The 23665-nt window shown below is 69.7% G+C and carries 21 protein-coding genes and 4 tRNA genes; 16 read left to right on the forward strand and 9 right to left on the reverse strand.

All coding sequences use genetic code 11. The annotated features are described in order from the left end of the window. Positions 1 to 15: 15 nt before the first annotated feature. Positions 16 to 1143: an alkaline phosphatase family protein gene (locus RWH45_RS15160; RefSeq protein WP_315995703.1), complete on the forward strand. Its 1128-nt coding sequence runs from the start codon at positions 16 to 18 to the stop codon at positions 1141 to 1143. A 12-nt stretch (positions 1144 to 1155) separates the two neighbouring features. Here RWH45_RS15160 and sepH read toward each other — a convergent pair whose 3' ends face one another. Then, positions 1156 to 2181 carry a septation protein SepH gene (sepH, locus tag RWH45_RS15165; protein ID WP_315995704.1) on the reverse strand — a complete coding sequence of 342 codons (1026 nt, stop codon included), beginning with the start codon at positions 2179 to 2181 and terminating at the stop codon, positions 1156 to 1158. Between the two features lie 221 nt (positions 2182 to 2402). On the opposite strand from sepH, the gene RWH45_RS15170 reads away from it, so the two are divergent. Then, a complete protein-coding gene (locus RWH45_RS15170; RefSeq protein ID WP_056231545.1) occupies positions 2403 to 2696 on the forward strand; it encodes a DUF4193 domain-containing protein in 294 nt (97 codons plus the stop codon). Here RWH45_RS15170 and RWH45_RS15175 read toward each other — a convergent pair. Beyond that, the gene (locus RWH45_RS15175; protein WP_315995705.1) at positions 2671 to 3162 is read right to left on the reverse strand and encodes a DUF3093 domain-containing protein; all 492 of its coding nucleotides are present in this window, start codon (positions 3160 to 3162) and stop codon (positions 2671 to 2673) included. The two genes, RWH45_RS15170 and RWH45_RS15175, sit on opposite strands and share 26 nt — an antisense overlap. 12 nt (positions 3163 to 3174) lie before the next feature. On the opposite strand from RWH45_RS15175, the gene dut reads away from it, so the two are divergent. The 6 genes from dut to dxs all read left to right on the forward strand — a co-directional run bounded on the left by dut (position 3175) and on the right by dxs (position 10423). Continuing rightward, positions 3175 to 3630: a dUTP diphosphatase gene (gene dut, locus RWH45_RS15180; protein WP_315995706.1), complete on the forward strand. Its 456-nt coding sequence runs from the start codon at positions 3175 to 3177 to the stop codon at positions 3628 to 3630. Beyond that, positions 3627 to 4271 (forward strand): DUF3710 domain-containing protein, encoded by a 645-nt coding sequence (locus tag RWH45_RS15185; protein ID WP_315995707.1) that lies wholly within the window; start codon positions 3627 to 3629, stop codon positions 4269 to 4271. The genes dut and RWH45_RS15185 overlap by 4 nt, the downstream gene beginning before the upstream one ends. Further along, positions 4268 to 5023, forward strand: coding sequence for a DUF3159 domain-containing protein (locus RWH45_RS15190; RefSeq protein ID WP_315995708.1), 756 nt, complete (start codon positions 4268 to 4270; stop codon positions 5021 to 5023). Before RWH45_RS15185 ends, RWH45_RS15190 begins: the two co-directional genes overlap by 4 nt. Positions 5024 to 5156: 133 nt before the next feature. Continuing rightward, positions 5157 to 7997 (forward strand): aconitate hydratase AcnA, encoded by a 2841-nt coding sequence (gene acnA, locus RWH45_RS15195; protein ID WP_315995709.1) that lies wholly within the window; start codon positions 5157 to 5159, stop codon positions 7995 to 7997. 134 nt (positions 7998 to 8131) lie between these two features. Then, complete coding sequence (locus tag RWH45_RS15200; RefSeq protein ID WP_315995710.1) at positions 8132 to 8311, forward strand: hypothetical protein; 180 nt, start codon at positions 8132 to 8134, stop codon at positions 8309 to 8311. A 162-nt stretch (positions 8312 to 8473) separates the two neighbouring features. After that, the gene (gene dxs, locus RWH45_RS15205; protein ID WP_315995711.1) at positions 8474 to 10423 is read left to right on the forward strand and encodes a 1-deoxy-D-xylulose-5-phosphate synthase; all 1950 of its coding nucleotides are present in this window, start codon (positions 8474 to 8476) and stop codon (positions 10421 to 10423) included. A gap of 340 nt (positions 10424 to 10763) precedes the next feature. On the opposite strand, the gene RWH45_RS15210 is transcribed toward dxs, so the two are convergent. The 4 genes from RWH45_RS15210 to RWH45_RS15225 all read right to left on the reverse strand — a co-directional run bounded on the left by RWH45_RS15210 (position 10764) and on the right by RWH45_RS15225 (position 15958). Continuing rightward, a complete protein-coding gene (locus tag RWH45_RS15210) occupies positions 10764 to 12902 on the reverse strand; it encodes a 3-hydroxyacyl-CoA dehydrogenase NAD-binding domain-containing protein (RefSeq protein ID WP_315995712.1) in 2139 nt (712 codons plus the stop codon). After that, on the reverse strand, positions 12899 to 14107 hold the full coding sequence (locus tag RWH45_RS15215; RefSeq protein WP_315995713.1) for a thiolase family protein: 1209 nt from the start codon (positions 14105 to 14107) through the stop codon (positions 12899 to 12901). The genes RWH45_RS15210 and RWH45_RS15215 overlap by 4 nt, the downstream gene beginning before the upstream one ends. A gap of 71 nt (positions 14108 to 14178) precedes the next feature. Continuing rightward, positions 14179 to 15375 (reverse strand): ribonuclease D, encoded by a 1197-nt coding sequence (locus RWH45_RS15220; protein ID WP_315995714.1) that lies wholly within the window; start codon positions 15373 to 15375, stop codon positions 14179 to 14181. After that, positions 15368 to 15958 (reverse strand): DUF3000 domain-containing protein, encoded by a 591-nt coding sequence (locus RWH45_RS15225; RefSeq protein WP_315995715.1) that lies wholly within the window; start codon positions 15956 to 15958, stop codon positions 15368 to 15370. The genes RWH45_RS15220 and RWH45_RS15225 overlap by 8 nt, the downstream gene beginning before the upstream one ends. Positions 15959 to 15983: 25 nt before the next feature. Here RWH45_RS15225 and RWH45_RS15230 point away from each other — a divergent pair, with 25 nt between their 5' ends. After that, positions 15984 to 17192: an alpha/beta hydrolase family protein gene (locus tag RWH45_RS15230; protein WP_315995716.1), complete on the forward strand. Its 1209-nt coding sequence runs from the start codon at positions 15984 to 15986 to the stop codon at positions 17190 to 17192. A 61-nt stretch (positions 17193 to 17253) separates the two neighbouring features. On the opposite strand, the gene RWH45_RS15235 is transcribed toward RWH45_RS15230, so the two are convergent. Continuing rightward, positions 17254 to 17694, reverse strand: a complete 441-nt coding sequence (locus tag RWH45_RS15235; protein ID WP_315995717.1) for a SufE family protein — start codon at positions 17692 to 17694, stop codon at positions 17254 to 17256. A gap of 34 nt (positions 17695 to 17728) precedes the next feature. Then, complete coding sequence (locus RWH45_RS15240) at positions 17729 to 18631, reverse strand: sulfurtransferase (RefSeq protein ID WP_315995718.1); 903 nt, start codon at positions 18629 to 18631, stop codon at positions 17729 to 17731. A 120-nt stretch (positions 18632 to 18751) separates the two neighbouring features. Here RWH45_RS15240 and zapE point away from each other — a divergent pair, with 120 nt between their 5' ends. From zapE to RWH45_RS15260, 4 genes are all read left to right on the forward strand, one after another. Beyond that, positions 18752 to 19789 (forward strand): cell division protein ZapE, encoded by a 1038-nt coding sequence (zapE, locus tag RWH45_RS15245; RefSeq protein WP_315995719.1) that lies wholly within the window; start codon positions 18752 to 18754, stop codon positions 19787 to 19789. A gap of 166 nt (positions 19790 to 19955) precedes the next feature. Further along, a complete protein-coding gene (locus RWH45_RS15250) occupies positions 19956 to 21230 on the forward strand; it encodes an ammonium transporter (protein WP_315995720.1) in 1275 nt (424 codons plus the stop codon). 72 nt (positions 21231 to 21302) lie between these two features. Then, entirely contained in the window at positions 21303 to 21863 is a 561-nt protein-coding gene (locus RWH45_RS15255; protein ID WP_315995721.1) for a type II toxin-antitoxin system PemK/MazF family toxin, read from the forward strand. Beyond that, the gene (locus RWH45_RS15260) at positions 21860 to 22891 is read left to right on the forward strand and encodes a hypothetical protein (RefSeq protein ID WP_315995722.1); all 1032 of its coding nucleotides are present in this window, start codon (positions 21860 to 21862) and stop codon (positions 22889 to 22891) included. The genes RWH45_RS15255 and RWH45_RS15260 overlap by 4 nt, the downstream gene beginning before the upstream one ends. A 52-nt stretch (positions 22892 to 22943) precedes the next feature. Here RWH45_RS15260 and RWH45_RS15265 read toward each other — a convergent pair. Beyond that, positions 22944 to 23016: transfer RNA gene (locus RWH45_RS15265), tRNA-Val, on the reverse strand. Between the two features lie 151 nt (positions 23017 to 23167). Between RWH45_RS15265 and RWH45_RS15270 the strand changes: the two genes are divergently transcribed. The 3 genes from RWH45_RS15270 to RWH45_RS15280 all read left to right on the forward strand — a co-directional run bounded on the left by RWH45_RS15270 (position 23168) and on the right by RWH45_RS15280 (position 23478). Beyond that, positions 23168 to 23240 (forward strand) — tRNA-Gly (locus tag RWH45_RS15270). A gap of 68 nt (positions 23241 to 23308) precedes the next feature. Further along, positions 23309 to 23379: transfer RNA gene (locus RWH45_RS15275), tRNA-Cys, on the forward strand. Positions 23380 to 23406: 27 nt separating this feature from the next. Beyond that, a tRNA-Val gene (locus RWH45_RS15280) sits at positions 23407 to 23478 on the forward strand. The last annotated feature ends 187 nt before the right edge of the window (positions 23479 to 23665 follow it).

A 23665-nucleotide genomic window follows, 5' to 3' on the forward strand; every position in this document is an offset into this window, starting at 1 on the left:
GGAAGACTTGCTCCGATGTCACTCAGCCTACCGGCGGACCCGCCGCGCTCCCGGAGCCTCACCGGTGTGGTGGAGCAGTCGATCGCCGCACTGTCCGGCTCGTCGGAGTGGTTCGCGCCCGCCCAGAGCGCGATCGTCTTCGTGATCGACGGCCTCGGCGCCCATAACCTCGCGGCGCGACGCGGTCACGCGCGGTTCCTCGGTTCGGTGGGCGGGCGCCGCGACGTCGCCCGCACCGTCTTCCCGTCGACCACCGCCGCCGCGCTGACGAGCCTGCTGACCGGAACCGCCCCCGGCGCCCACGGGATCGTGGGCTATCGCGTCCGCATCCCCGGGACCGACCTGGCGCCGAATCAATTGCACGGCTGGGAGACCGACGGCCTCGACCCGCGTCTGTGGCAGCGTCGGACGCCGTTGTTCGAGACGCACGCGGCGGCCGGCCGGGAGGCCTTCGTCGTGTCGCGCACGAGCTACACGGGTACCGGCTTCACCGAAGCCACCCTCCGCGGCGCGTCCTTCTTCCCCTCCGACGACCTCGACGAGCGCGTGCGGCTGGCGGCCGATCTGGCCGCGCGGCATCCGGGGTCCATCACGTACCTGTACGCGCCCGAGCTCGACACCGCCGGTCACCGCGACGGCTGGGAGTCCGACCGGTGGACCGACGCGCTCGAACGCGTCGACGCGGCGGCCCGCCGCCTCGCGGAGTCGATCGGCCCCCGCACCGGTGTCATCGTCACGGCGGATCACGGCATGGTCGACGTGCCCGCTCACAAGCACGTCCTGCTGCACGACGGAGATCCCCTCCTCGACGACGTCGCCCTGCTCGGCGGTGAGCCGCGAATGCTCCATCTCTACGCCCACGATGGACGGGCGGATGCCATGGCCTCGCGCTGGAAGAGCGACGAGGCCGCGCGGGCGTGGGTGCTGACGCGCGACGAGGCGATCGCGGCCGGTCTCTTCGGCCCCGTCGACGACGAGGTGCGCGAGCGCATCGGCGACGTCGTCGTGGCGGCGCGCGGGCGCTTCGCGTATTACGACGACCGCGAGGTCGACAAGCGACCGCAGCGCATGATCGGCCAGCACGGCTCCCTCACCGACGAGGAGCGCACGGTGCCGCTGCTCCGCCTGGGCGCTTTCGCCTGAGGCCCGGCGCCCTCAGCTCTCGTCGGTGCGTGCGCCGAAGACGATCTCGTCCCACGACGGCATCGACGGGCGACCCTTGGCGCGTCGTACCGTGTCGGGCTGCGGGCGTTCCGGTTCGACGGTGTCGTCGACGGAGTCCTCGACGTAGCCCGGCTCGACGGCGTCGAAGAGGGCGACCGGCGGCGACGCGGGCCGCGGCTCGGGCTCGACATCCGACGTCCCGGGCAGAGGCTCGCGCTGTCCGCGGCGTCGACGGAGGGCCTCGAGCAGATCGGCGGTCTCGGACGAGGCCACCGGGGCGTCGGGGGCGCGTTTGATGGCGGCCGCCTGAACCGCCGGGGCCACCGGTCCGGTCGCTTCGACGCCGGGTTCGTCGTCGATGTCGAGACGCCGGGGACCGAATGCGCCGCTGTCGAAGCGGGAGTCGTCCTTCGCCACGTTGTCGAGGGCGCGCAGACGCGGGATGAGGCCTTCCGGCAGCGATCCCTGGCGGGACAGCTGGATCGCATCGGCGTTCTGCGGGGAGAGGCTGCTGCGGCGCGGCTCGAAGCCCCACCGCGCGTCGTGCTCGATCCCGTTGGCGGTGAACTCCAGCTTGACCATCCAGCCGGAGCCCTCCTTCCAGCTGGTCCATCGCTCGGCCGAAGCCCCGGCCTCCGCGAGCTTGGCCCGCACCGCTGCTCCGAAGGTGATGGGGGCGTCGTGCTCGAGGGTGCCGCCCAGCAGGACGGGGACCGCGAGGGCCTGCGCCACGACATGCTCGCGCTCGGCGAGCACCGGCCCCTCGAAGCGCTCCACGTCCTCGACGCGGGCGTTCAGAAGCGTCGCCACCTCGCGCGCCGACAGACCCGCCCGGATGTGCGCCTGGATCTCGCGGGGGCTGGGACGCGGGGCGCGGTCGTCGTCTTCACGGTCCCGGCGCGCGCGGCGAGCCTCGGCGCGCAGCACCTCGTCGAGCGCCAAAGCGAAGCGTTCACCCGATTGCGTCGCCACGACGAGGACGTCATCTTCGGTTCCGATGACTTTGAGCTGTTCCATGCGAAACACCCCTCCGATCTGCGGTCAGCGCCCATGCTGACATGCGCGTCGCCCGGTTCCGGGAATATCCGGGGCGCGCCGCGAGTTTCCCGTCTCGCCCGACACGCAGGCGCGCCCGCGAGCATTTGCTAATCGCAGACGTGTCATGCAAACTATGGCCGCCCGATCGGGCACCCGATGGGGCACAGCACCACGAAAACCGGAAGTAGAGACCCGCACGCATGGCAACCGATTACGACGCACCGCGCAAGACCGAGGACGACAGCGAGTCGATCGAGGCCCTCAAGGAGCGCGTGCCCGACAAGGCGTCGGGGTCGATCGACAACGAGGATGCCGACAACCCCTCGGGCTTCGAACTGCCCGGCGCCGACCTCTCCGACATCGAGCTGGATGTCGTCGTCCTGCCCCCGCAGGAGGACGAGTTCACCTGCATGAACTGCTTCCTCGTGAAGCACCGCTCTCAGATCGCAGAGGAGAGCGGCCCCGGCTTCATCTGCCTGGAGTGCGCAGCCTGAGCTGAGCACGCTGGATCGCCGCGACGAGGCGATCCGGCGTGCGGGTGGACACCACCCACGACGGGGTCGGGTCGTCGGGATCGGTCACGGGAATCGTGACGATGCCGTCGATCCCGCCCCGGATGACATGCCAGGCCCGATGGTCGAGACCACTTCCACGGGCCGTGCGGGCCTCCTCGGCGACGACGCCGGCGGGAACGCCCAGGAACTCCACCGGGATGTGCGCGCGACCGGCGCGCAACTCGCCGTCGCGCACCTCGACGACGGGTGAGATCGCGAGGAGACCGACCACGATCGCCACCGACACGATGAGGCCGATGAACAGCGCCAGAGTCGTATCGAGGGGCGAGAAGACGACGGCGGCCATGGGACCGCACACGGCGGCGGCGACGAGCGCCCACAGCGACGGGCTCAGACGCTCTCGATACTCGACTGCGGTGCGGATGCCGCACCCCCTCTTCTGCATTACCCTCGTGGGGTGACCGAAACGGTGGACGTCCCAATTGTCGCATCCGAGCCCCCGGTCTTCGCCCACCCCGGCGACGCCGGCGCCGACCTGACCGCCGCCGAGGCGGTTCGTCTCGAGCCCGGACGCCGCGCCCTCGTGGGCACCGGTGTTCGCATAGCCCTTCCCGAGGGCCACGCCGCCTTCGTGGTTCCGCGCAGCGGTCTGGCCGCCAAGCACGGCATCACCATCGTCAACGCGCCCGGAACGATCGACGCCGGATACCGCGGCGAGATCAAGGTCGCGCTGCTGAACACCGACCTCGACGAGGCCTACGACATCGCGGTCGGAGACCGCATCGCCCAGCTCATCGTGATGCCCGTCCCGCCCGTGCGCTTCGTCCCCGTCGACGAATTCCCCGAGAGCGTGCGCGGCGAAGGCGGTTTCGGATCGAGCGGATACCAGAGCCTGCAAGGGAGCACCCGATGACCGACGAGTCGCAGACCACCCCCACGCCCGAAGGGTCCGAGACCACGGAGCCCGGGACCGAGCTGGCTCCGCCCGCGAAGAGCGCCCCGGTCGACCGCGACAGCGCGGGACCCTTCGACGAAGCCGAAGCGAACCCCGTCCGCCCCTACATCGACCTCGGCGGTATCAAGATCCTTCCGCGCGAGGGCCTGAACCTGCGTCTCGAGGTGGAGGAGCAGACCAAGCGCATCGTCGCCGTGGGGCTCGACTACGCCGACTCGACCCTGCAGGTGCAGCCCTTCGCCGCTCCGCGCTCGAGCGGGCTGTGGGAGGAGACGCGCGAGCAGATCCGCCAGCAGGTCAAGCAGCAGGGCGGACGCGTCGAGGAGCGCGAAGGCCCCCTGGGTCCCGAACTGCTCGCCGAGGTCCCGGTCATGGCGGGAGCGGACGGCGCGGGGAAGCGTCTCGCGCGCTTCGTCGGCGTCGACGGCCCGCGCTGGTTCCTGCGCGGAGTGGTCGGGGGAGCAGCGACGAGCGACGTCGAAGCCGCCGCCGCGGTCGAAGACCTCTTCCGCTCGATCGTCGTCGTCCGGGGAACGTCGCCGATGCCGCCGCGCGACCTGATCCCCCTGCGGATGCCGTCGAGCCCCGCGACCGCATGAGCGAGGAGTCCTCGCGCTCGACGTCGGACTCCGACCGCGTGCCGTTGCAGCCACCGTCCGCCGCCGACAGCATGGGAGCAGCCCTCGGCAACGCCGCGCGGCGCGCCGGCCTCGACCCCGCGGCGCACGCCAGTACGGGAGCGGCGGTGTGGTCCGCGATGGGCGGGTGGCGCGGCATCCTGGAGTCGGTGCTGCCGTCGCTGGCGTTCGTCGTCCTCTTCACCGTCACGATCGACCCCGAGACGCGACAGGGCAACCTGTGGCTGAGCCTCGGCGTCTCCGTCGGGCTCGCCGTGGTCTTCACCCTCGCCCGGCTGATCGCGAAGTCGCCCCCGAGCGCCGCGATCGGCGGACTGCTCGCCACCGTCGGAGCCGCCGTCCTGGCCCTCGTCACCGGTCGCGGGCAGGACAACTTCGTGCTGGGCTTCTTCACCAACGGCGCCTACGGCACGGCGTTCCTCGTCTCGGCGCTCGTCGGATGGCCGCTCATCGGCCTCGCCGCGGGATACCTGCTGGGCGAGGGGACGCGCTGGCGCTCCGACCGGCGCAAAAAGCGCGCCTACACGTGGCTCTCGCTGGCGTGGGCGGCCCTCTTCGCCGCGCGCCTCGCGGTTCAGCTCCCGCTCTACTTCGCGGGCGACGTGACCGCGCTCGGGACGCTGAAGATCGTCATGGGCCTGCCGCTCTTCGCGCCGATGCTGGCCGTGACGTGGCTCGTGGTCCGATCTCTCTCGCCACGCCGCGAGTCCTGATATTATCTTGACATCAAGATAAATCCGTCCCCCCGATCGGTTAGGCCGACCTTCCTGGAATCGGCTGCGCAGCGCGGGGAAGATGGAGAAATGCGGGCCGACGCCTGCGCATTCGCCGACGAAGGAGACGATCGTGTCCACGGTTGACAGCTTCGGTGCAAAGAGCACCCTGACGGTCGGCAGCACCGACTACGAGATCTTCCGGATCGACACGGTCGCCGGTCACGAGAAGCTCCCCTTCAGCTTGAAGGTGCTGCTGGAGAACCTGCTCCGCACGGAGGACGGCGCCAACGTCACCAAGGAGCAGATCGAGGCGCTCGGCTCGTGGGTGCCCACGGCCGACCCCGACACCGAGATCCAGTTCACGCCCGCCCGCGTCGTGATGCAGGACTTCACCGGCGTCCCGTGCATCGTCGACCTCGCCACCATGCGCGAGGCCGTCACCGCTCTCGGCGGCGACCCGAACAAGATCAACCCGCTCTCGCCCGCCGAGATGGTCATCGACCACTCGGTCATCGCCGACCTCTTCGGCAGCGAGAACGCCCTCGAGCGCAACGTCGAGATCGAGTACGAGCGCAACGGCGAGCGGTACCAGTTCCTCCGCTGGGGCCAGACGGCCTTCGACGACTTCAAGGTCGTCCCCCCGGGAACGGGCATCGTCCACCAGGTCAACATCGAGCACCTGGCCAAGGTCATCTACGACCGCTCGGTCGACGGCGTGCTGCGCGCCTACCCCGACACCTGCGTCGGCACCGACTCGCACACCACGATGGTCAATGGCCTGGGCGTGCTCGGCTGGGGCGTCGGCGGCATCGAGGCCGAGGCGGCCATGCTCGGCCAGCCCGTCTCCATGCTCATCCCACGCGTCGTCGGCTTCAAGCTCAGCGGCGAGATCCCCGCGGGCGTCACCGCGACCGACGTCGTGCTGACGATCACCGACATGCTGCGCCAGCACGGCGTGGTCGGCAAGTTCGTCGAGTTCTACGGCGAGGGCGTCGCTTCGGTACCGCTCGCCAACCGCGCCACCATCGGCAACATGAGCCCCGAGTTCGGCTCGACCGCGGCGATGTTCCCCATCGACGACGTCACGCTCGACTACCTGCGCCTCACCGGTCGCGACGAGCAGACCGTCGCCCTCGTCGAGGCGTACGCCAAGGAGCAGAAGCTCTGGCACGACCCGGCCCGCGAGCTCGTCTTCAGCGAGTACATGGAGCTCGACCTCGGGACCGTCGTCCCCTCGATCGCCGGACCCAAGCGTCCCCAGGACCGCATTCTGCTCTCCGAGGCCAAGAACCAGTTCGAGAAGGACATCCTCAACTACGCCGGCACGTCGGTCTCCGACTCGATCGTCGACCTCGAGGTTGACGGCACGTTCCCGGCATCCGACCCGGGCTCGGTCCCCGGTGAGGAGCACGAGGAGGTCACCGAGAGCGAGGTGCTCATCTCGTCGGGTCACCCCGCGAACGCGTCGAACCCCGTCAAGGTCACCACGCCCGACGGGCAGTCGTACCTGCTCGACAACGGTGCCGTCACACTCGCGGCCATCACCTCGTGCACGAACACCTCGAACCCCTCGGTCATGATCGCGGCGGGTCTGCTCGCCAAGAACGCCGTCGACAAGGGTCTGAAGCGCAAGCCGTGGGTCAAGACGACGCTCGGCCCCGGCTCGAAGGTCGTCACCGACTACTACGAGAAGTCCGGTCTCAACAAGGCGCTCGAGGGTCTCGACTTCTACACCGTCGGCTACGGCTGCACGATCTGCATCGGCAACTCGGGCCCCCTCATCGAGGAGGTCTCCGAGGCGATCAACGAGAACGACCTCGCCGTCACGGCCGTCCTCTCGGGTAACCGCAACTTCGAGGGTCGCATCAGCCCCGACGTGAAGATGAACTACCTGGCCTCTCCGCCGCTGGTCGTTGCCTACGCCCTCGCCGGCTCGATGAACTTCGACTTCGAGACCGACGCCCTCGGCAAGGACCAGAACGGCGACGACGTCTTCCTGAAGGACATCTGGCCCGCGCCCGACCAGGTGCAGACCATCATCGACGCGTCGATCTCGCGCGAACAGTTCATCCAGCAGTACGCCACCGTCTTCGAGGGCGACGAGCGCTGGAAGAACCTGCCCACGCCCACCGGCCCCGTCTTCGAATGGGATGCCGACTCCACCTACGTGCGCAAGGCCCCGTACTTCGACGGCATGTCGATGGAGCCCTCGCCGGTCGCCGACATCACCGGTGCGCGGGTCATGGCGACCCTCGGTGACTCGGTGACGACCGACCACATCAGCCCGGCCGGCAACATCAAGGCGGGCACGCCCGCCGCGCAGTACCTGACCGAGCACGGCGTCGCGCAGAAGGACTTCAACTCCTACGGCTCGCGCCGCGGGAACCACGAGGTCATGATCCGCGGCACGTTCGCGAACATCCGCTTGAAGAACGAGCTGACGGCGGCGGTCAACGACGGCGCCGTCGTCGAGGGCGGCTACACCCGTGACTTCACGCAGCCCGGCGGCCCGCAGTCGTTCATCTACGACGCGAGCCAGAACTACCAGGCGCAGGGCACCCCGCTGGTGATCTTCGGCGGCAAGGAGTACGGCTCGGGCTCGTCGCGCGACTGGGCGGCCAAGGGCACGAACCTGCTCGGCGTCAAGGCCGTCATCACCGAGAGCTTCGAGCGGATCCACCGGTCGAACCTCATCGGCATGGGCGTCGTGCCGCTGCAGTTCCCCGCGGGCGAGAGCTGGAAGTCGCTGGGCCTCGACGGCACCGAGATCGTCTCGATCGAGGGCATCGAGCAGCTCAACGAGGGCGTCACGCCCAAGACGGTGAAGGTCACCGCCGAACCGAGCGAGTTCTCGCCCGAGGGCAAGCAGACCGTCACGTTCGACGCCGTGGTCCGCATCGACACCCCCGGTGAGGCCGACTACTACCGCAACGGCGGCATCCTGCAGTACGTGCTGCGCTCGCTCGTCTGAGCGACACCCGTCAGGTGCCCCGGGAGCCTCGCGCTCCCGGGGCACCTTCGTTTTCCCCTCGGGTAGATTCGACGGATGACGATCTGCCCACGCCAGCCCCGCCCGGGGCCGGCGACGAACGAAGGGACACCTCTGTGCGCAGATCATTCGCCAATGCCGTCTTCCGCCTGACGGGTCACCGTCTCTGCTGCGGCCGCATCCCGGAGTGGGCCGCTCACGTCGGTCAGCCCTGGCGGCCCATCGACGAAGCCCCGCTGAATCTGTACAACGTGATCTGGCGCCTTCAGACCACGCTGCGGGGGTGGATGGACTGACCAGCGGGGCGACACCGCGGCTCTCGCGGTGTCGTCCCTGCGCCCGCGAAGGCGGACACTACCGGAGCGCGATCGGCAAGCCGTTGCCGGGCCCTCCGCACCCCCCGAGACTAGAATCGACAGACGCGCAGACCCCTGCGCGCCCCGCACGAGAGGAGTCACATGGCTCTCCTACCCGGCATCCACGGCCCCCGTGACCTCGACAGCCTGAACCCCGACGAGCTGCGTCAGCTCGCCGCCGAGGTCCGATCCTTCCTCGTCGAGAACGTCGCCCGCACCGGCGGGCACCTGGGTCCGAACCTCGGCGTCGTCGAGCTCACGATCGCCCTGCACAAGGTGTTCGACTCGCCCGCGGATCCCATCATCTTCGACACCGGACACCAGTCCTATGTGCACAAGATCCTCACCGGGCGCCAGGACTTCGAGAACCTCCGCTCGCGCGGTGGACTCGCCGGCTACCCCCAGCGCTCCGAGAGCGAGCACGACGTGGTGGAGTCATCGCACGCCTCCAGTTCGCTCAGCTGGGCTGACGGCGTCTCCCGGGCGTTCAGCCGCACCGGCCGCCGCGATCGCCACGTCATCGCCGTCGTGGGCGACGGTGCCCTCACCGGCGGCATGACGTGGGAGGCGCTGAACAACATCAGCGACGACAACGACCGCAACCTCGTCATCGTCGTCAATGACAACGGACGCTCGTACGCCCCCACCATCGGCGGCATGGCGCGCTACCTCAACCGTGTCCGCACGAACGAGGCGTACCGCACCCTGCACCGCGGCTCCGACACGCTCTTCCGCCGACTGGGCCCGGCGGCCCGCGCCGTCTATCGCGGCGTCCGTGGAGGCACCCACGGCTTCCTCTCGCGCTTCACCAACAACGAAGCGCTCTACAGCAACCTCGACATCAAATACCTCGGCCCGATCGACGGGCACGACTTCGAGTCGCTCATCGAGACGCTCGAACTGGCGAAGTCGTACGGTGCCCCCGTCATCGTCCACGCCATCACCGACAAGGGCAGCGGCTACGCGCCGGCCATGAGCGACGAGGCCGACCAGTTCCACGCGGTGGGCAAGATCGATCCGATCACGGGCGAAGCACTCGGTTCCGGTGGCGGGGTGCAGTGGACCGATGTCTTCGCGGAGGAGCTCGTCACGGTCGGCGCCGAACGCGATGACGTGATCGCGATGACGGCTGCGATGCTGCGCCCCACCGGCCTGCAGAAGTTCGCCGAGCGCTTCCCCGAGCGGGTGTACGACGTCGGCATCGCCGAACAGCACGCCGTGGCATCCGCCGCCGGCCTCGCCTTCGGCGGGCTGCACCCCGTCGTCGCCATCTACGCCACCTTCATGAACCGCGCGTTCGACCAGGTGATGATGGATGTCGCGCTGCACAAGGCCGGCGTCACCTTCGTCCTGGACCGCGCCGGTGTGACCGGCCCCGACGGCCCCAGCCATCACGGCATCTGGGACCTGGCGATGCTGCAGCTGGTTCCCGGTATCCGGATCGCGGCCCCGCGCGACGCCGCCCGTCTGCGCGAGGTGTTTCGCGAGGCCACCGCGGTCGAGGATGCCCCCACTGTCGTGCGTTACCCCAAGGGCAAGGTCAACGACGACGTCGAGGCGATCGAGCGCCTGCATGACGGAGTCGACGTCCTCAGTCGCGGTTCGGGTGAGGACGTCCTCCTGGTCGGCATCGGCCCGATGGTGCACCTGGCCCTCGAGGTCGCAGAACGGCTCAAGGCGCAGGGCATCGGCGCCACCGTGATCGACCCGCGCTGGGCCATCCCCGTGCAGCCCTCGATCGTCGACCTGGCGCGGGAGCACCGTCTGGTCATCACCATCGAGGACGGCATCCGCGTGGGCGGTGTCGGCACGCGGGTCCGTCAGGTGCTGCGCGAGGCCGGAGTCGACACGGCGGTCGACGAGCTCGGCATCCCCGATGAATTCATCGATCACGCCACGCGCGAGCAGATCCTCGAGGATGCCGGTCTCACGGCGTCGAAGATCGCCCACGACGTGGTGGCCCAGGTGCTCGGCACCCGCATCCCCATGGCCCGCCAGACGCCCACCGGCTCGATCCCGACGATCGAGGAGTGGGAGAAGTCGCGCCCGTAGGCGCGTGAGCAAGCGCGAACGGGCCGGGATGCCGATATCCCGGCCCGTTCTGCTTGTTCGGCGCCGATCCGCCGTCACCAGTACAGGGGAGCCGACGAGAACAGGCTGAGATCGCAGCAAACGGCCTGCCCTCGTCGCACAGCCTGTTCTCGTGATCATGCCGCGGGCACGCCTCGCGCACCCTCGCCGTCACGAAAACAGGGCGATGCACCGAGAACAGGCCGAAACGGCCGGAATCGCCCTGTCCTCGTCGCGCACCCTGTTCTGGTGACGGCGCTCGACTTGCGCGAACGACGACGGCGCCGCCCCCGAGGGGACGACGCCGTCGCGAGGGAGAGTCTCAGCCTCCGATGCCGCGGATGGGCGGGTGGTGGAACGTGTCGCCGAAGGCGCGCTCCGACGCCCCCTCGCGGTCGAGGTAGGGCGAGGCCCCACCGTCGATGAAGGGCCAGCCGGCGCCGAGGATGAGGCACAGGTCGATGTCCTGCACCTCGGGGACCACGCCCTCGTCGAGCATGATCTTGATCTCCTGCGCGAGGCCGTCCTGCACGCGGGCGAGGATCGTCTCGGGCGCGACGGGCGTCTTGCCGGTGACGAGCACCTTCTGCGCGGCCTTGGTCCAGCCGGTGACACGGCCGCCCTTGTCCTTCTCGACGACCTCGGGGAGAGCGGCGAGCTCGTGGAAGTTCTCCGACGAGAAGAACCGGTCGGGGAACGCGTGCGCCATGGTGTCCTGCACGTGCGCGGCGACCTTCCAGCCGACGAGGTCGATCAGCTGGAACGGACCCATCGGCAGGCCGAGCGGTGCGAACGCCTTCTCGACGACCGTGATCGGCGTTCCCTCGTAGACTGCCCGGGCCGCCTCGCCCATGACCTTGGCCAGCAGACGGTTCACGACGAAGCCGGGCGCGTCCGCGGTGAGCACCGCGTTCTTACCGAGGCCCTTCGCCACGACGAACGCCGTCGACAGAGCGGCGTCGGAGGTGGCATCCGTCTTCACGACCTCGATGAGCGGCATGACCGCGACGGGGTTGAAGAAGTGGAAGCCCACGAGACGCTCCGGGTTCTGCAGCACCGAGCCGATTTCAGCCACGGAGAGCGACGAGGTGTTCGTGGCCAGGATGGCGTCGTCGGCGACGATCTTCTCGATCGCGGAGAACACCTCCTGCTTCACGCCGACCTCTTCGAAGACGGCCTCGATCACGAAGTCGCAGTCCGCGAACTCGCTGCGGTCGGTCGTGCCGTGCACGAGCGCGCGCAGCTGGTTGGCGGTGTCGCCGTCGAGGCGCCCCTTGGCCTCGAGCTTGCCGATCTCGTCTCGAATGGATGCCACGCCCTTGTCGACGCGTCCCTGGTCGAGGTCGGTGATGATCACCGGCACCCGGAGCTTGCGCACGAACAGCAGCGCGAACTGCGAGGCCATGAGACCCGCGCCGATGACGCCGACCTTCGTGACCTTCTTCGCCAGCGCCTTGTCGGGGGCCCCGACCGGACGCTTCGCGCGCTTCTGGACGAGGTCGAAGGCATACATGGATGCCGCGAACTGGTCGCCCGTGATGAGCTCGGCCAGCGCCTCGTCCTCGCGGGCGAAGCCCTCGGCCTTCGTACCGCTCTTCGCCTTGTCGAGCAGGTCGAGCGCGACGTAGGGGGAGCGGGGCACGGTGCCGATCTTCGACTCGAGCATTCCGCGGGCCATCTTGATCGCGATGGGCCATTTGGTCAGGCGCTCGAGCTTGCCCGGCTCGTTCTTGCGCTCGACCTTGACGCGGCCGGTCAGCACGCCGTCAGCCCACCGCAGCGAGTCCTCGAGGTAGCTGGCCGCCGGGAAGAGGGCATCCATGATCCCGAGGTCGAAGGCCTGCTGGGGCTTCAGCATCCGGTTCTGCTTGAGCGGGTTCGAGATGACGACCTCGAGCGCATTCTCGATGCCGATGAGGTTCGGCAGCAGGTAGGCGCCGCCCCAGCCGGGGATGATCCCGAGGAACACCTCGGGCAGCGCGATCGCCGCCGCCGAGGAGTCGACCGTGCGGTAGGTCGAGTTCAGCGCGATCTCGAGGCCACCGCCGAGGGCGAGGCCGTTGACGAACGCGAACGAGGGCACGCCCAGCTCCGACAGCGAGCCGATCACCTGGTGTCCGCGCTGCGCGATGAGGCGGGCGACCTCCGTGGAGGGCAGCTTCGCGACATCGGACAGGTCGGCACCGGCGGCGAGGATGTACTGCTTGCCGGTGATCGCGACGGCGTGGATCTCGCCCGCGGCGGCGCGCCTCTTGAGCGTCTCGAGCGTCTGCCCGAGTTCGGCCAGGGTCGCGGGCCCCAGGGTGTTGGGCCGGGTGTGGTCGCGCCCGTTGTCGAGCGTGATCAGCGCCAGCACGTTGCCCGAGGGCAGACGCACGTCGCGGACGGGGGAGTGGGTCACGACCTCGTCTCCGGTCAAGGCGTCGAGAGGCGAGAAGTCGATCGAGGTGTAATCGGTCACTTGCGCTTCTTCTTTCCGTCGAAGAACGGGTTCTCCCAGATGACCGAGCCGCCCTGGCCCAGGCCCACGCACATCGCGGTGAGGCCGTAGCGCACGTCGGGTCGCTCGGCGAACTGCGCCGCGAGCTGGATCATGAGGCGGACTCCGGATGCCGCGAGCGGGTGCCCGACAGCGATCGCGCCGCCCCACGGGTTCACGCGCGGGTCGTCGTCGGCGATGCCGAAGTGATCGAGCAGCGAGATCACCTGGATCGCGAACGCCTCGTTCAGCTCGAAGAGCCCGATGTCGTCGATCGTGAGTCCGGCCTTCTTCAGCGCCTTCTCGGTCGAGGGGATCGGACCGATGCCCATGATCTCGGGCTCGACGCCCGCGAACGCGAACGACACCATGCGCATCTTGGGCGCGAGACCGAACTCCTTCACCGCGTCGGCGCCGGCGAGGAGGCTGATGGTCGCCCCGTCGGTCAGCGGCGACGACGTGCCGGCGGTCACCCGACCGTGGGGGCGGAACGGTGTCTTCAGCGTCGCGAGACCCTCGACCGTGGTCTCGGGACGCCGCCCCTCGTCCTCGGTCGCGAGGCCCCAGGCACCGTCGGCATCCTTCACCGCCACCGGCACGAGATCGGGCTGGATCTTCCCGGCCTCGTATGCCGCCTGGACCTTGTGCTGACTCGCGGCGCCGAAGCGGTCGGCACGCTCCTTGGTCAGGTGCGGGAAGCGGTCGTGGATGCGCTCGGCCGTTACGCCCATGTTGAGGGCGCCCGGGTCGACGAGCTTCTCGGTCACGAAGCGGGGGTTGGGGTCGACGTTGCCGCCGATGGGGTGGCGTCCCATGTGCTCGACACCGCCCGCGAGGGCGAGGTCGTACATGCCGACGCCGATCGAGGCGCCCATGGTCGTCACGCTCGTCATGGCGCCGGCGCACATGCGCTCGATCGCCAGCCCCGGCACGGTCATGGGCAGACCCGCGAGGATCGCCGCCGTGCGCCCGAGGGTCAGCCCCTGGTCACCGGTCTGCGACGTCGCGGCGATCGCCACGTCGTCGATCCGGTCCTTCGGCACGTCGGCGTTGCGCTCCATCAACCCGATGATCGCTTTGACGACCAGGTCGTCGGCGCGGGTGTTCCAGTACATGCCCTTCTCGCCGGCGCGCCCGAAGGGGGTGCGCATTCCGTCGACGAAGAAGACGTCCGTCATCTCGGCCACTCTGCCTCCATAGTTTGGGATGACCCCAGCCTAGGAAGAGCACTCGACCGCGCCGAATCGGTTGTCCGAACCTACGAATCCGTGCCAGGGGCCTCGTCGGCCGGTTTGAGGGAAGCTACAAAGCTATCGACGATCACCTGTGCAGTCTGGTCAATCTGCCACGGGCGTGCGCCGAGATCCGCGAGAGCGGCCCCGACGTTCTCGACCGTGAGGTCGGCCGGGGGCGCCCATGCCAGACGGCGCAGCGACTCGGGGGTGAGCAGGTTCTCGGTCGGCATCCGCAGCTCCTCCGCCCGCGCCTCGACCGCGGGACGCGCGGCCTTAAGGCGACGGTCGGCCTCGGGGTTGCGGTCGGCCCACGCGCGCGGCGGCGGAAGGGTGTCGCTGGGCACTCGGTCGGCGGGGAGGTCCGTGGTCTCGCGTCCCGCCACGATGGCGTTCCACCAGCGGTCCAGCTGCGTACGGCTCGCCCGACCGTTGAACTCCTTGACCGCCGCGAGCGCCTGCTTGCTCGAGGGATCCGCGAGGACGGCCGCCACCAGGGCGCGATCGGGCACGAGTCGACCGGGAGCGACGTCCTGCTCGCGGGCGAAATCCTCGCGCGCCTGCCACAGCGCCCGGGCGATCGCGAGGGAGCGGCGCCCCCGCACGGTGTGCAGGCCGCTCAACCGGCGCCACGGGTCATCGCGCGGAGGCTTGGGCTCGCGATCGAGCACGGCCTGGAACTCCTGCCGCGCGAATTCCGTCTTCCCCTGCTCCGCCAGCTCGGCGACGAGCACGTCCCGCACGTCGATGAGGTGCTCGACGTCGAGACCGGCGTACTCGAGCCAGGATGCCGGCAAGGGGCGCGTCGACCAGTCCGCGGCAGAGTGCGCCTTGGCGAGCGTGATGCCGAGGGTCTGCTCGACGACGGCGCCGAGACCCACCCGCTCGTGGCCGAGCAGGCGCGAACCGAGCTCGGTGTCGAAGATCACCGGCGGCTCGAGACCGCGCTCGCGCAGCGACGGCAGATCCTGGCTGGCCGCGTGGAAGACCCACTCCGCCTCGCCGATCGCGTCCTGCAGGGGGGAGAAGTCGTCGATCGTCGTGGGATCGAAGAGGAACACGCCGGCATCCCGGCGGAACACCTGGATGAGATAGGCGCGCTGCGAATAGCGGAAGCCCGAGGCCCGCTCGACGTCGACCGCGACCGGCCCCGTTCCGGCGGCCAGCGCCTCGCACGCGGCAAGGAAGCCCGCAGCATCCTCGATGACGATGTACTCAACCACGCGTGGGCCTCCGGGCTCCGAACACGGCAACGCCCTCCGACCCCGGGGGGAGGCCGGCGAGCATGCACACGAGCTCCGCCCACGCCTCGAGGTGCGGGCGGAAGGGACCGCGCGGCGACCATGACGCGCGAAGTTCGATCTGCGACCCCTCACCCTGGGCGGCGAGAGCGCCGAACCCGGTCGAGAGGGTCTTGGTGGCGGTGCCCGACTCGGAATGACGGTCGGCTCCGCGCGAGTCCAGCGCGTCGATGAGCCACGACCAGGCGACGTCGGCCAACAGAGGGTCGACCCCGATCTCCGGCTCGAGCGGCGCCTGCGCGAAGCAGACGATGCGCCACGCCCCTCCCCAGGGCTCGGGCTCCTCGGGGTCGTGCAGGAGGATGAAGCGACCGGTGCCGAAGGGCGAGTCGGTGGCGTGCTCCTCGGGGCGCACATCACCGGCGAGGGCGAGCGAGAAGGGCGCCAGACCCGCCGGGGAGGGGATCTCCCGCACGACGAGGTCGTCACGGAACGTCGTGGCACGCACCTCCTCGGCGGCACGCGCGAACGGTCCGGCGGCCTCCGCCGGGCGATGGTCACTCACGGCAGCAGACTAGAGTGAGGCCTCGATGAACGCTCCCAGGCGCGCCGCGGGTCCCCGCGCATCGCGGCGCCGCATCACCGGTTTCCGCATCGCCCTCTCCTCCCTGGGTCTCGCCCTGGCCGCCTCGGTGGGCGCACTCAGCGCCGTCTCGCTGCGCGTCGCCCGCACCGTCGTGCGCCCGGCCGGCCGTCGCCCCGACACCCGCATCCTGCGCCTGGACGCCGCCGCGCAGACCATCACCCTGGCGCGAACGCCCGACACCGCGCTGCCCGGCCGATACGGACTCTTCACCGTAGGTTCGGCCGAGTACCTGCGCCTCGGCGCCATCGTCGGCAGCGAAGAGACGAGCGTCACCCGCAAGCTGCTCACCCACGTCGCCGCCGACAGCGATCTCGCTGCCGAGGCCGCATTCAGCGGCTGGTACTACGACCAGCCCGGGCAGCTGCATCTGCCGTTCCACGATGTCGACATCGAGACCGCAGTGGGCCCGTGCCCCGCATGGGAGTTCCCCGCCTCCGACCCCACCGACGTCTGGGTGATCCAGGTGCACGGTCGCGGCACCACCCGCGCCGAGACCCTCCGCGCCGTCCCGGTCTTCCACGCGCTCGGCATCACGAGCCTCGTCGTGTCGTATCGCAACGACGGCGACGCCCCGACGAGCCCCTCGGGCACCTACGGCCTCGGCGCGACCGAGTGGCGCGACCTGGATGCCGCGATCGGGTACGCCCGACGGCAGGGGGCGCGCCGCGTCATCCTCATGGGATGGTCGATGGGCGGTGCGCTCGCCCTGCAGGCGGCCCTCGAGTCACCGCACGGCGACGTGATCGCCGGTCTCGTGCTCGACTCGCCCGTCGTGGACTGGCGCACGGTCCTCGCGTTCCAGGGACGCATGATGCGTCTGCCCGCGCCGGTCATCGTGCTGGCCCAGACCACGATCCGCTCCGGCTGGGGCGCGGCGATGCTGGGCGCTGACGAACCCATTCCCCTCGATCGGCTCGACGTGGTCGCCCGCGCGCGGAGCCTTCGGCATCCCCTGCTCATCCTCCACAGCGACGACGACGGCTTCGTCCCGTCGGACGCCTCGCACGCGCTCGCGACGGCCCGGCCCGACCTCGTCACGATGGAGGCGTTCACGACCGCCCGCCACACCAAACTGTGGAACTTCGACGAGACGCGCTGGTCCGACGCCATCGCGCGATGGCTGCGCGAACAAGGTCTTTCCCGAGAGAGCTGATCCCGGATGCCGGAACCCGGCGGGACCACCGAGATCGGCTCGACCCCGAGGGGGGAGCGCTTCAGGCGGCGCGCTTGGCGCGCACCTGGCGCTTGGCACGCATGAGCATGCCGGTCATGCCGGCGATGCGGAGCGGGCTCACGGCGCGGGTGAGACCGATGCTCTGCGGGAAGTCATCGGGCACGGCGAGCATCTCGTCGGCGCTCAACCCGGTCAGCCCCTGCGCGAGGATGCTGGCGAACCCGCGCGTGGTCGGCGCCTCGGCGGGCGCCGTCGCGTGCATCGCGACGCGGTCGTCATCGTCGACGGTGACGATGATGAACACCGGCGACTGGCATTCCGCCACCCGTTCAGCGAGCTCCGGGTGATCCGCGTACTCCGCGGGCACCTCGGGCAGCTCCTGGGAGAACTCCAGCAGCAGCTGCAGGCGGTCGGGCTCGTCGAGCTCGAGGAACTCCTCGCGGATCTCGGCGAGGCGGGCGGGGAGGGCGATTTCGGACATCACCGTCATCCTCCCACGCCCACCGCGGCCGGGCTCAGCGACCCGGGACCTCACCCGGCTCGGCGCCGGCGACGATCGGCACGCGCACGGCGCTGCCCCACTCGGTCCACGAGCCGTCGTAGTTGCGCACGTCGTCGAAGCCGAGCAGGTGCTTGAGCACGAACCAGGTGTGGCTCGAGCGCTCGCCGATGCGGCAGTACGCCACGATCTTGTCGCCGTCGGCCAGGCCCGCACCGTCGCGGTAGATGGCATCCAGTTCGGCACGCGACTTGAAGCCGCCGTCCTCGGCGACCGCCTTGCCCCACGGCACGCTCTGCGCGCTCGGGATGTGACCGGCGCGCAGCGCGCCCTCCTCGGGGTAGGCGGGGGCCGTGGTGCGCTCGCCGGAGTACTCCTCGGGGGAGCGCACATCGATGAGGGGGTTGCCGAGGTGGGCGAGCACGTCGTCCTTGTAGGCACGCAGCAGGGAGTCGTCGCGCTCGACGACCGGGTAGTCGGTGGGCTCGACGACGGTCTTTTCGGTGGTGAGGGGGCGTCCCTCGGCGATCCACTTGTCGCGGCCGCCGTCCAGCAGCCGCACGTCCTCATGGCCGAACAGCGAGAACACCCAGAGGGCGTACGCGGCCCACCAGTTGTTCTTGTCGCCGTAGATCACGACGGTGTCGTCGCGGGAGATGCCCTTGCCGCTCAGCAGCTTCGCGAAGCCCTCGCCGTCGACGTAGTCGCGCACGACGGGGTCGTTGAGCTCGGTGTGCCAGTCGACCTTCACCGCCCCGGGGATGTGACCCGTCTCGTACAGCAGCACGTCCTCGTCGGACTCCACCACGACGAGCCCCGGCGCCCCGAGACGCTCCTGCAGCCATTCACCGGTGACGAGTCGGCCGGGCTCGGAGTACTCGGCGAATTTGGGGGAGGTGGTGTCGATCTCGACGGTCACGGAGAACTCCTCTTGTCGGGGCGGCAGGAACGGCGGCATAGGGTGGACACCGCACCATCGACCCTAGATCCGCGGCAGGGGGCACGCACCCCTCCCGTAAGACTGCGACACAGGACGGCCATGACCTCTACGCCCGCGACGACCGGCCTCATCCACCTCACCGATCGCGAGCCCGCGGTCACGGGCGCCGAGATGGTGAGTGCACTGGTGCCGCCGCCGCAGTTCGACGGGGCGACGTTTGAGTCGTACCGAGCGGACGACGCGTACCCCTCGCAGCAGGAGGCCAAGGAGCTGCTTCAGGCCTTCGCGGGCAAGCACTCGGCCCCGGCCAAGAAGGGCGGGTTCTTCCGCCGCGCCGAGAAGACGCCGCCCATCAAGCCCGGGGTCTACCTCGACGGCGGGTTCGGCGTCGGCAAGACGCACCTCCTCGCGTCGATCTACCACGCGATGCCCGCCCGCCGGAAGTACTTCGGCTCCTTCATCGAGTACACCGCCCTCGTGGGCGTGCTCGGCTACGCGAAGGCCGTGGAGCTGTTCCGCGGTTCCGACCTGCTGTGCATCGACGAGTTCGAGCTCGACGACCCGGGCGACACGATGGTCATGACGCGGCTCCTCGGCGAGCTGGTCGCATCCGGAACCCGACTCGCCGCGACCTCGAACACCCCGCCGAACGCGTTGGGCGAAGGTCGCTTCGCGGCGCAGGACTTCCTGCGCGAGATCCAGTCGATGTCCGACAGCTTCCGCACGATCCGCATCGACGGCACCGACTTCCGCCAGCGCGCCATCGACGGTGAGGCGAAAGTGCTCTCCGGCGACGAGTACCGGACAGCGCTGGATGCCGCGGCCTCCGGCTCGGTGGCCTCCGACGACGCGTTCACCGACCTCGTCGGGCACCTGGCTCGGGTGCACCCGTCGCGCTTCATCCGCCTGATCGACGGCGTCGACGTCATCGGTCTGCGCGATGTCGAGGTGCTGCACGACCAGTCGGCCGCCCTTCGCCTGGTGGCCTTCGTCGACCGCGCCTACGACGCCCAGATCCCGATCCGCGCCACGGGGGTCGCGCTCAACTCGGTGTTCGGCGACGAGATGCTCGCCGGGGGATACCGGAAGAAGTACCTCCGCGCGGTGTCGCGCCTGGTCGCGCTGACGCACTCCTGAACCCGGTTCATCAGCGCCTCCCATCGGCGCGAAACGCGATGTTTACCGGAGGGCCGCGCCTGTAACCTTCGCGAAACACGGGGCGGACGGCGGTGGTAACCGCGACTGGGAACACTGAGGGGACCCGACGCTTTACCTGCGTCCCTGCAGAGAGGTTTCCTCCGAGATGGATCAAGGCAACACCGCATTCATCCTGATAGCAGCGGCACTCGTGCTGCTCATGACGCCAGGACTCGCGTTCTTCTACGGCGGCCTGGTCAAGGCCAAGAGCGTCATCAGCATGATGATGATGAGCTTCGGCGCCATGGGCCTCATGGGGGTCCTCTGGGTGCTCTACGGCTACTCGATCGCGTTCCCGACCACGGCTGAGGGCACCACCCAGTTCCCGTGGGCGATCGACCCCAGCAACTTCAGCCTCGCCGGCGTCCTCGAGACGCCCGAGGGCGCGGCCTACCCGCCGCTCGCCTTCGTCGCGTTCCAGGCCACCTTCGCCATCATCACCGTCGCCCTGGTCTCGGGTGCCATCGCCGACCGCGCCAAGTTCGGCGCGTGGATGATCTTCGCCGGCATTTGGGCCACCGTGGTGTACTTCCCGGTCGCCAGCTGGGTGTTCAACTTCGGCCTCGCCGACGACGCGTCGTTCTCGTACGGCGGCTGGATCACGCACGGTCTGCAGGACGTCTTCGGCGTCGGCGCGATCGACTTCGCCGGTGGAACCGCTGTGCACATCAACGCCGGTGCCGCCGCCCTGGCCCTCGCTCTGGTGCTCGGCAAGCGCGTCGGCTTCCAGAAGGGCGCCCACGTCCCCCACAACCCGCCGTTCGTGCTGCTGGGCGCCGGTCTGCTGTGGTTCGGTTGGTTCGGCTTCAACGCCGGCTCCGAGCTCGCCGCCGACGGCACCGCCGCGCTGGCCTTCGTCAACACCATCGCCGCCCCGGCCGCAGCTCTCCTGGCCTGGCTGATCGTCGAGAAGATCAAGGACGGCAAGCCCACCTCGGTCGGCGCCGCCTCCGGTGCCGTCGCGGGTCTGGTCGCCATCACGCCCGCCTGTGCCGCCCTCACGCCGTTCTGGGCCATCGTCCTGGGTCTGCTCGCCGGTGCGGTCTGCGCCCTGGCCATCGAGCTCAAGTTCAAGCTCGGCTTCGACGACTCGCTCGACGTGGTCGGCATCCACCTCGTCGGCGGTCTGATCGGAACCCTGTACCTGGGCATCTTCGCCACGGGCACGGGCCTCATCAACAGCGGTTCGTTCAACCAGCTGATCGTCCAGGCGATCGCGGCCCTCGCGGTGCTCGTGTACTCGTTCGTGCTCGCCTTCGTCATCGGCTTCGCGATCGAGAAGACGATCGGCTTCCGCGTGAAGAACGAGGACGAGATCGCCGGTATCGACACCGTCGTCCACGGAGAAGAGGGCTACGTGCTCTCCGACGTGCGCGGCTGAGTCCGCTTCACCCCGAGCGGGGCGCCACCGATTCGTCGGCGGCGCCCCGTTCCGCGTGTCTAGGGTGGGCCCATGGGAACGACTTCTCGCGTGCTGTCGGCGCTGCTCGGCCTCTTCCGGTCCGGATCCGCGCCCGCCACCCCCGCCCGCCCCCCGCGCCCGGCCACGGCCCCTACACGGCGCCCAGCGAGCCCCTCACGGCCCGCCACCGCCTCGACCGCGCCCGCAGGCACCGAGACCGTCGGGATCGATCCTCCGCGGCGCCTGACGCTGTCGTACGCCCCGGAGCGCGACGACGCACCCGACGGGGGAGAGATCATCTGGACGTGGGTGCCCTACGAGGAGCGGGACGGCCGCGGAAAAGACCGCCCCGTGCTCGTCCTCGGCAGAGCGGATGCCACCCGGTCCTACGCCGTGCGCCTGACGAGCAAGCCGCACGACGGCGACCGCCAGTACCTGTCGCTCGGCACGGGGGAGTGGGACCCGCAGCGCCGACCGTCGTGGGTCGACGTGGAGCAGGTGTACCTCGTACACGACGCGGGCATGCGGCGCGAGGCGGCCGCCCTCGACCGGAAGCGCTTCGACGCCGTCGCGGCAGCCCTGCAGAAGCGGTACGGGTGGTCGCGGGCGTGAGCGAGATGCTCCTCGACGGACCGAGGGGACGACGGCTGTGTCTCGAGTACGCGTGTCGCGATCCGCGGCTCGCCGACCTCGTGAGCTCCTACGCCTTCCACCATCGGGACGAGCGGTCCACGGTCATCGCGTTCGACGATGGGGAGCCGGCACCGATCCCCGACCCCGGCGTGGGCGACATCGCCGACGTGCTGGCCGCGGCATCCGCGGCTCCGCTCGACGACGTCGCCCTCGCGGCCGCGCTGCGCGCGACGGTCGATGTCGCGCGGTACTGGCAGGAGCCCGACACCCTCGACGGGCTCTGCTCCGATCCACGCGTCATCGGAGCGCTGAGCCCGCTCGCCCGCGACCTCCTCCGCCACGCGGGGGGCCGGTGGAACCGCGAGCGGAACGAAGAGCAATGGGCCGTGCAGTGGCGGCGGCCCGAGGCGACCGGGCCTCTCGCCCACGACGCCGCCAGCGCGCTCGCGGCGTGGGACGCCGGCATGCGCGCTCTGGAGGAGAGCGCGCGTGAGGAGTGGCCGAGCGATCCGACGGCCCGCCTGTCGGGCGAGTGGTGGTCGGTGCCCGTGCGGCTGCTGTCGACGCGAGGGAGCGTCGACGCGGCGCTCGACCTCGTCGAGGACTCCCTCGGCGAGGAGGTCGCGACGGTGGTCCCGGTCGTGGGATCGGGGCGCACGCTCGAGATCCGCGGCGCCGCGGACTGGGCGGCGCTCTGCCGGCGGTACCCCGTCGAGGTGACGGCCTCGCGCCGGCACGACTGGTTCCGCACGACGGGGCGCGACGGGCGCTGGCTCGTACCCGACTGGGGCCGCGTCGCCCACGAGTGGGAGGCCGTGCACCTGACCACCCTCGGCTACCTCGCCGGCGCCACACGAGCCATCACCGTCGACGACGAGTACGCGAGCGTCATCGCGGGATGGGAACCGGATTCGACGATCTGGCTCGCTGATGCGGTGGTCGAGAACGGTGATCGACAGGAGTGGAGACGCGATCATCCGAATGCCGCGTGGACGCGGGTCGCGTGAGTCGACACCCCGGGAACGACGAAGGCCCCCGGATGACCGGGGGCCTTTTCGGTGGGCGATACCAGACTCGAACTGATGACCTCTTCCGTGTGAAGGAAGCGCGCTACCAACTGCGCCAATCGCCCGCATCCCGAACGGGACTCATCGATCGTACCGGATGCCGAGAGGTGCTCCCGACCATTCCGGGAGACACGCGCGGGGCGCACCTCGTTTTGCGCGCGCGCTCAGATCGGGTAATGTCTTACGAGTGCTCGGGGCAAGCCCCGGGAACGAAATGCGGATGTAGCGCAGTTGGTAGCGCACAACCTTGCCAAGGTTGGGGTCGCGAGTTCGAGTCTCGTCATCCGCTCGAGTGGAGGGAACTGTCATCAGCACGGCTGGTGAACAGATCACGACACGTGGGTCGAACCACATCACGGTGGCGTGGCCGAGCGGCTAGGCACCGGCCTGCAAAGCCGTTTACACGGGTTCGAATCCCGTCGCCACCTCAACTCACAAGAGAACAGCCTGTATAGGCGCGATTGGCGCAGCGGTAGCGCGCTTCCCTGACACGGAAGAGGTCACTGGTTCGATCCCAGTATCGCGCACCGAATGAAACCCCCGGTTCGCCGGGGGTTTTTTCGTTCGCGTCATGGGGGATGACGAGCCGGCATCCCGGGCGCCTGTTCGCGCGAAAAGACGCCCTGCCGAATCAGGTCAAGCGTGGCCGGCGCCGTCGACGCGATCTTCGCGCGAGGAAAGTGCTCGCGGCCTCACGTGCGAGCTCCTGACGGG

The organism is Microbacterium galbum (assembly GCF_032464915.1).
GTDB classification, from domain to species: domain Bacteria; phylum Actinomycetota; class Actinomycetes; order Actinomycetales; family Microbacteriaceae; genus Microbacterium; species Microbacterium galbum.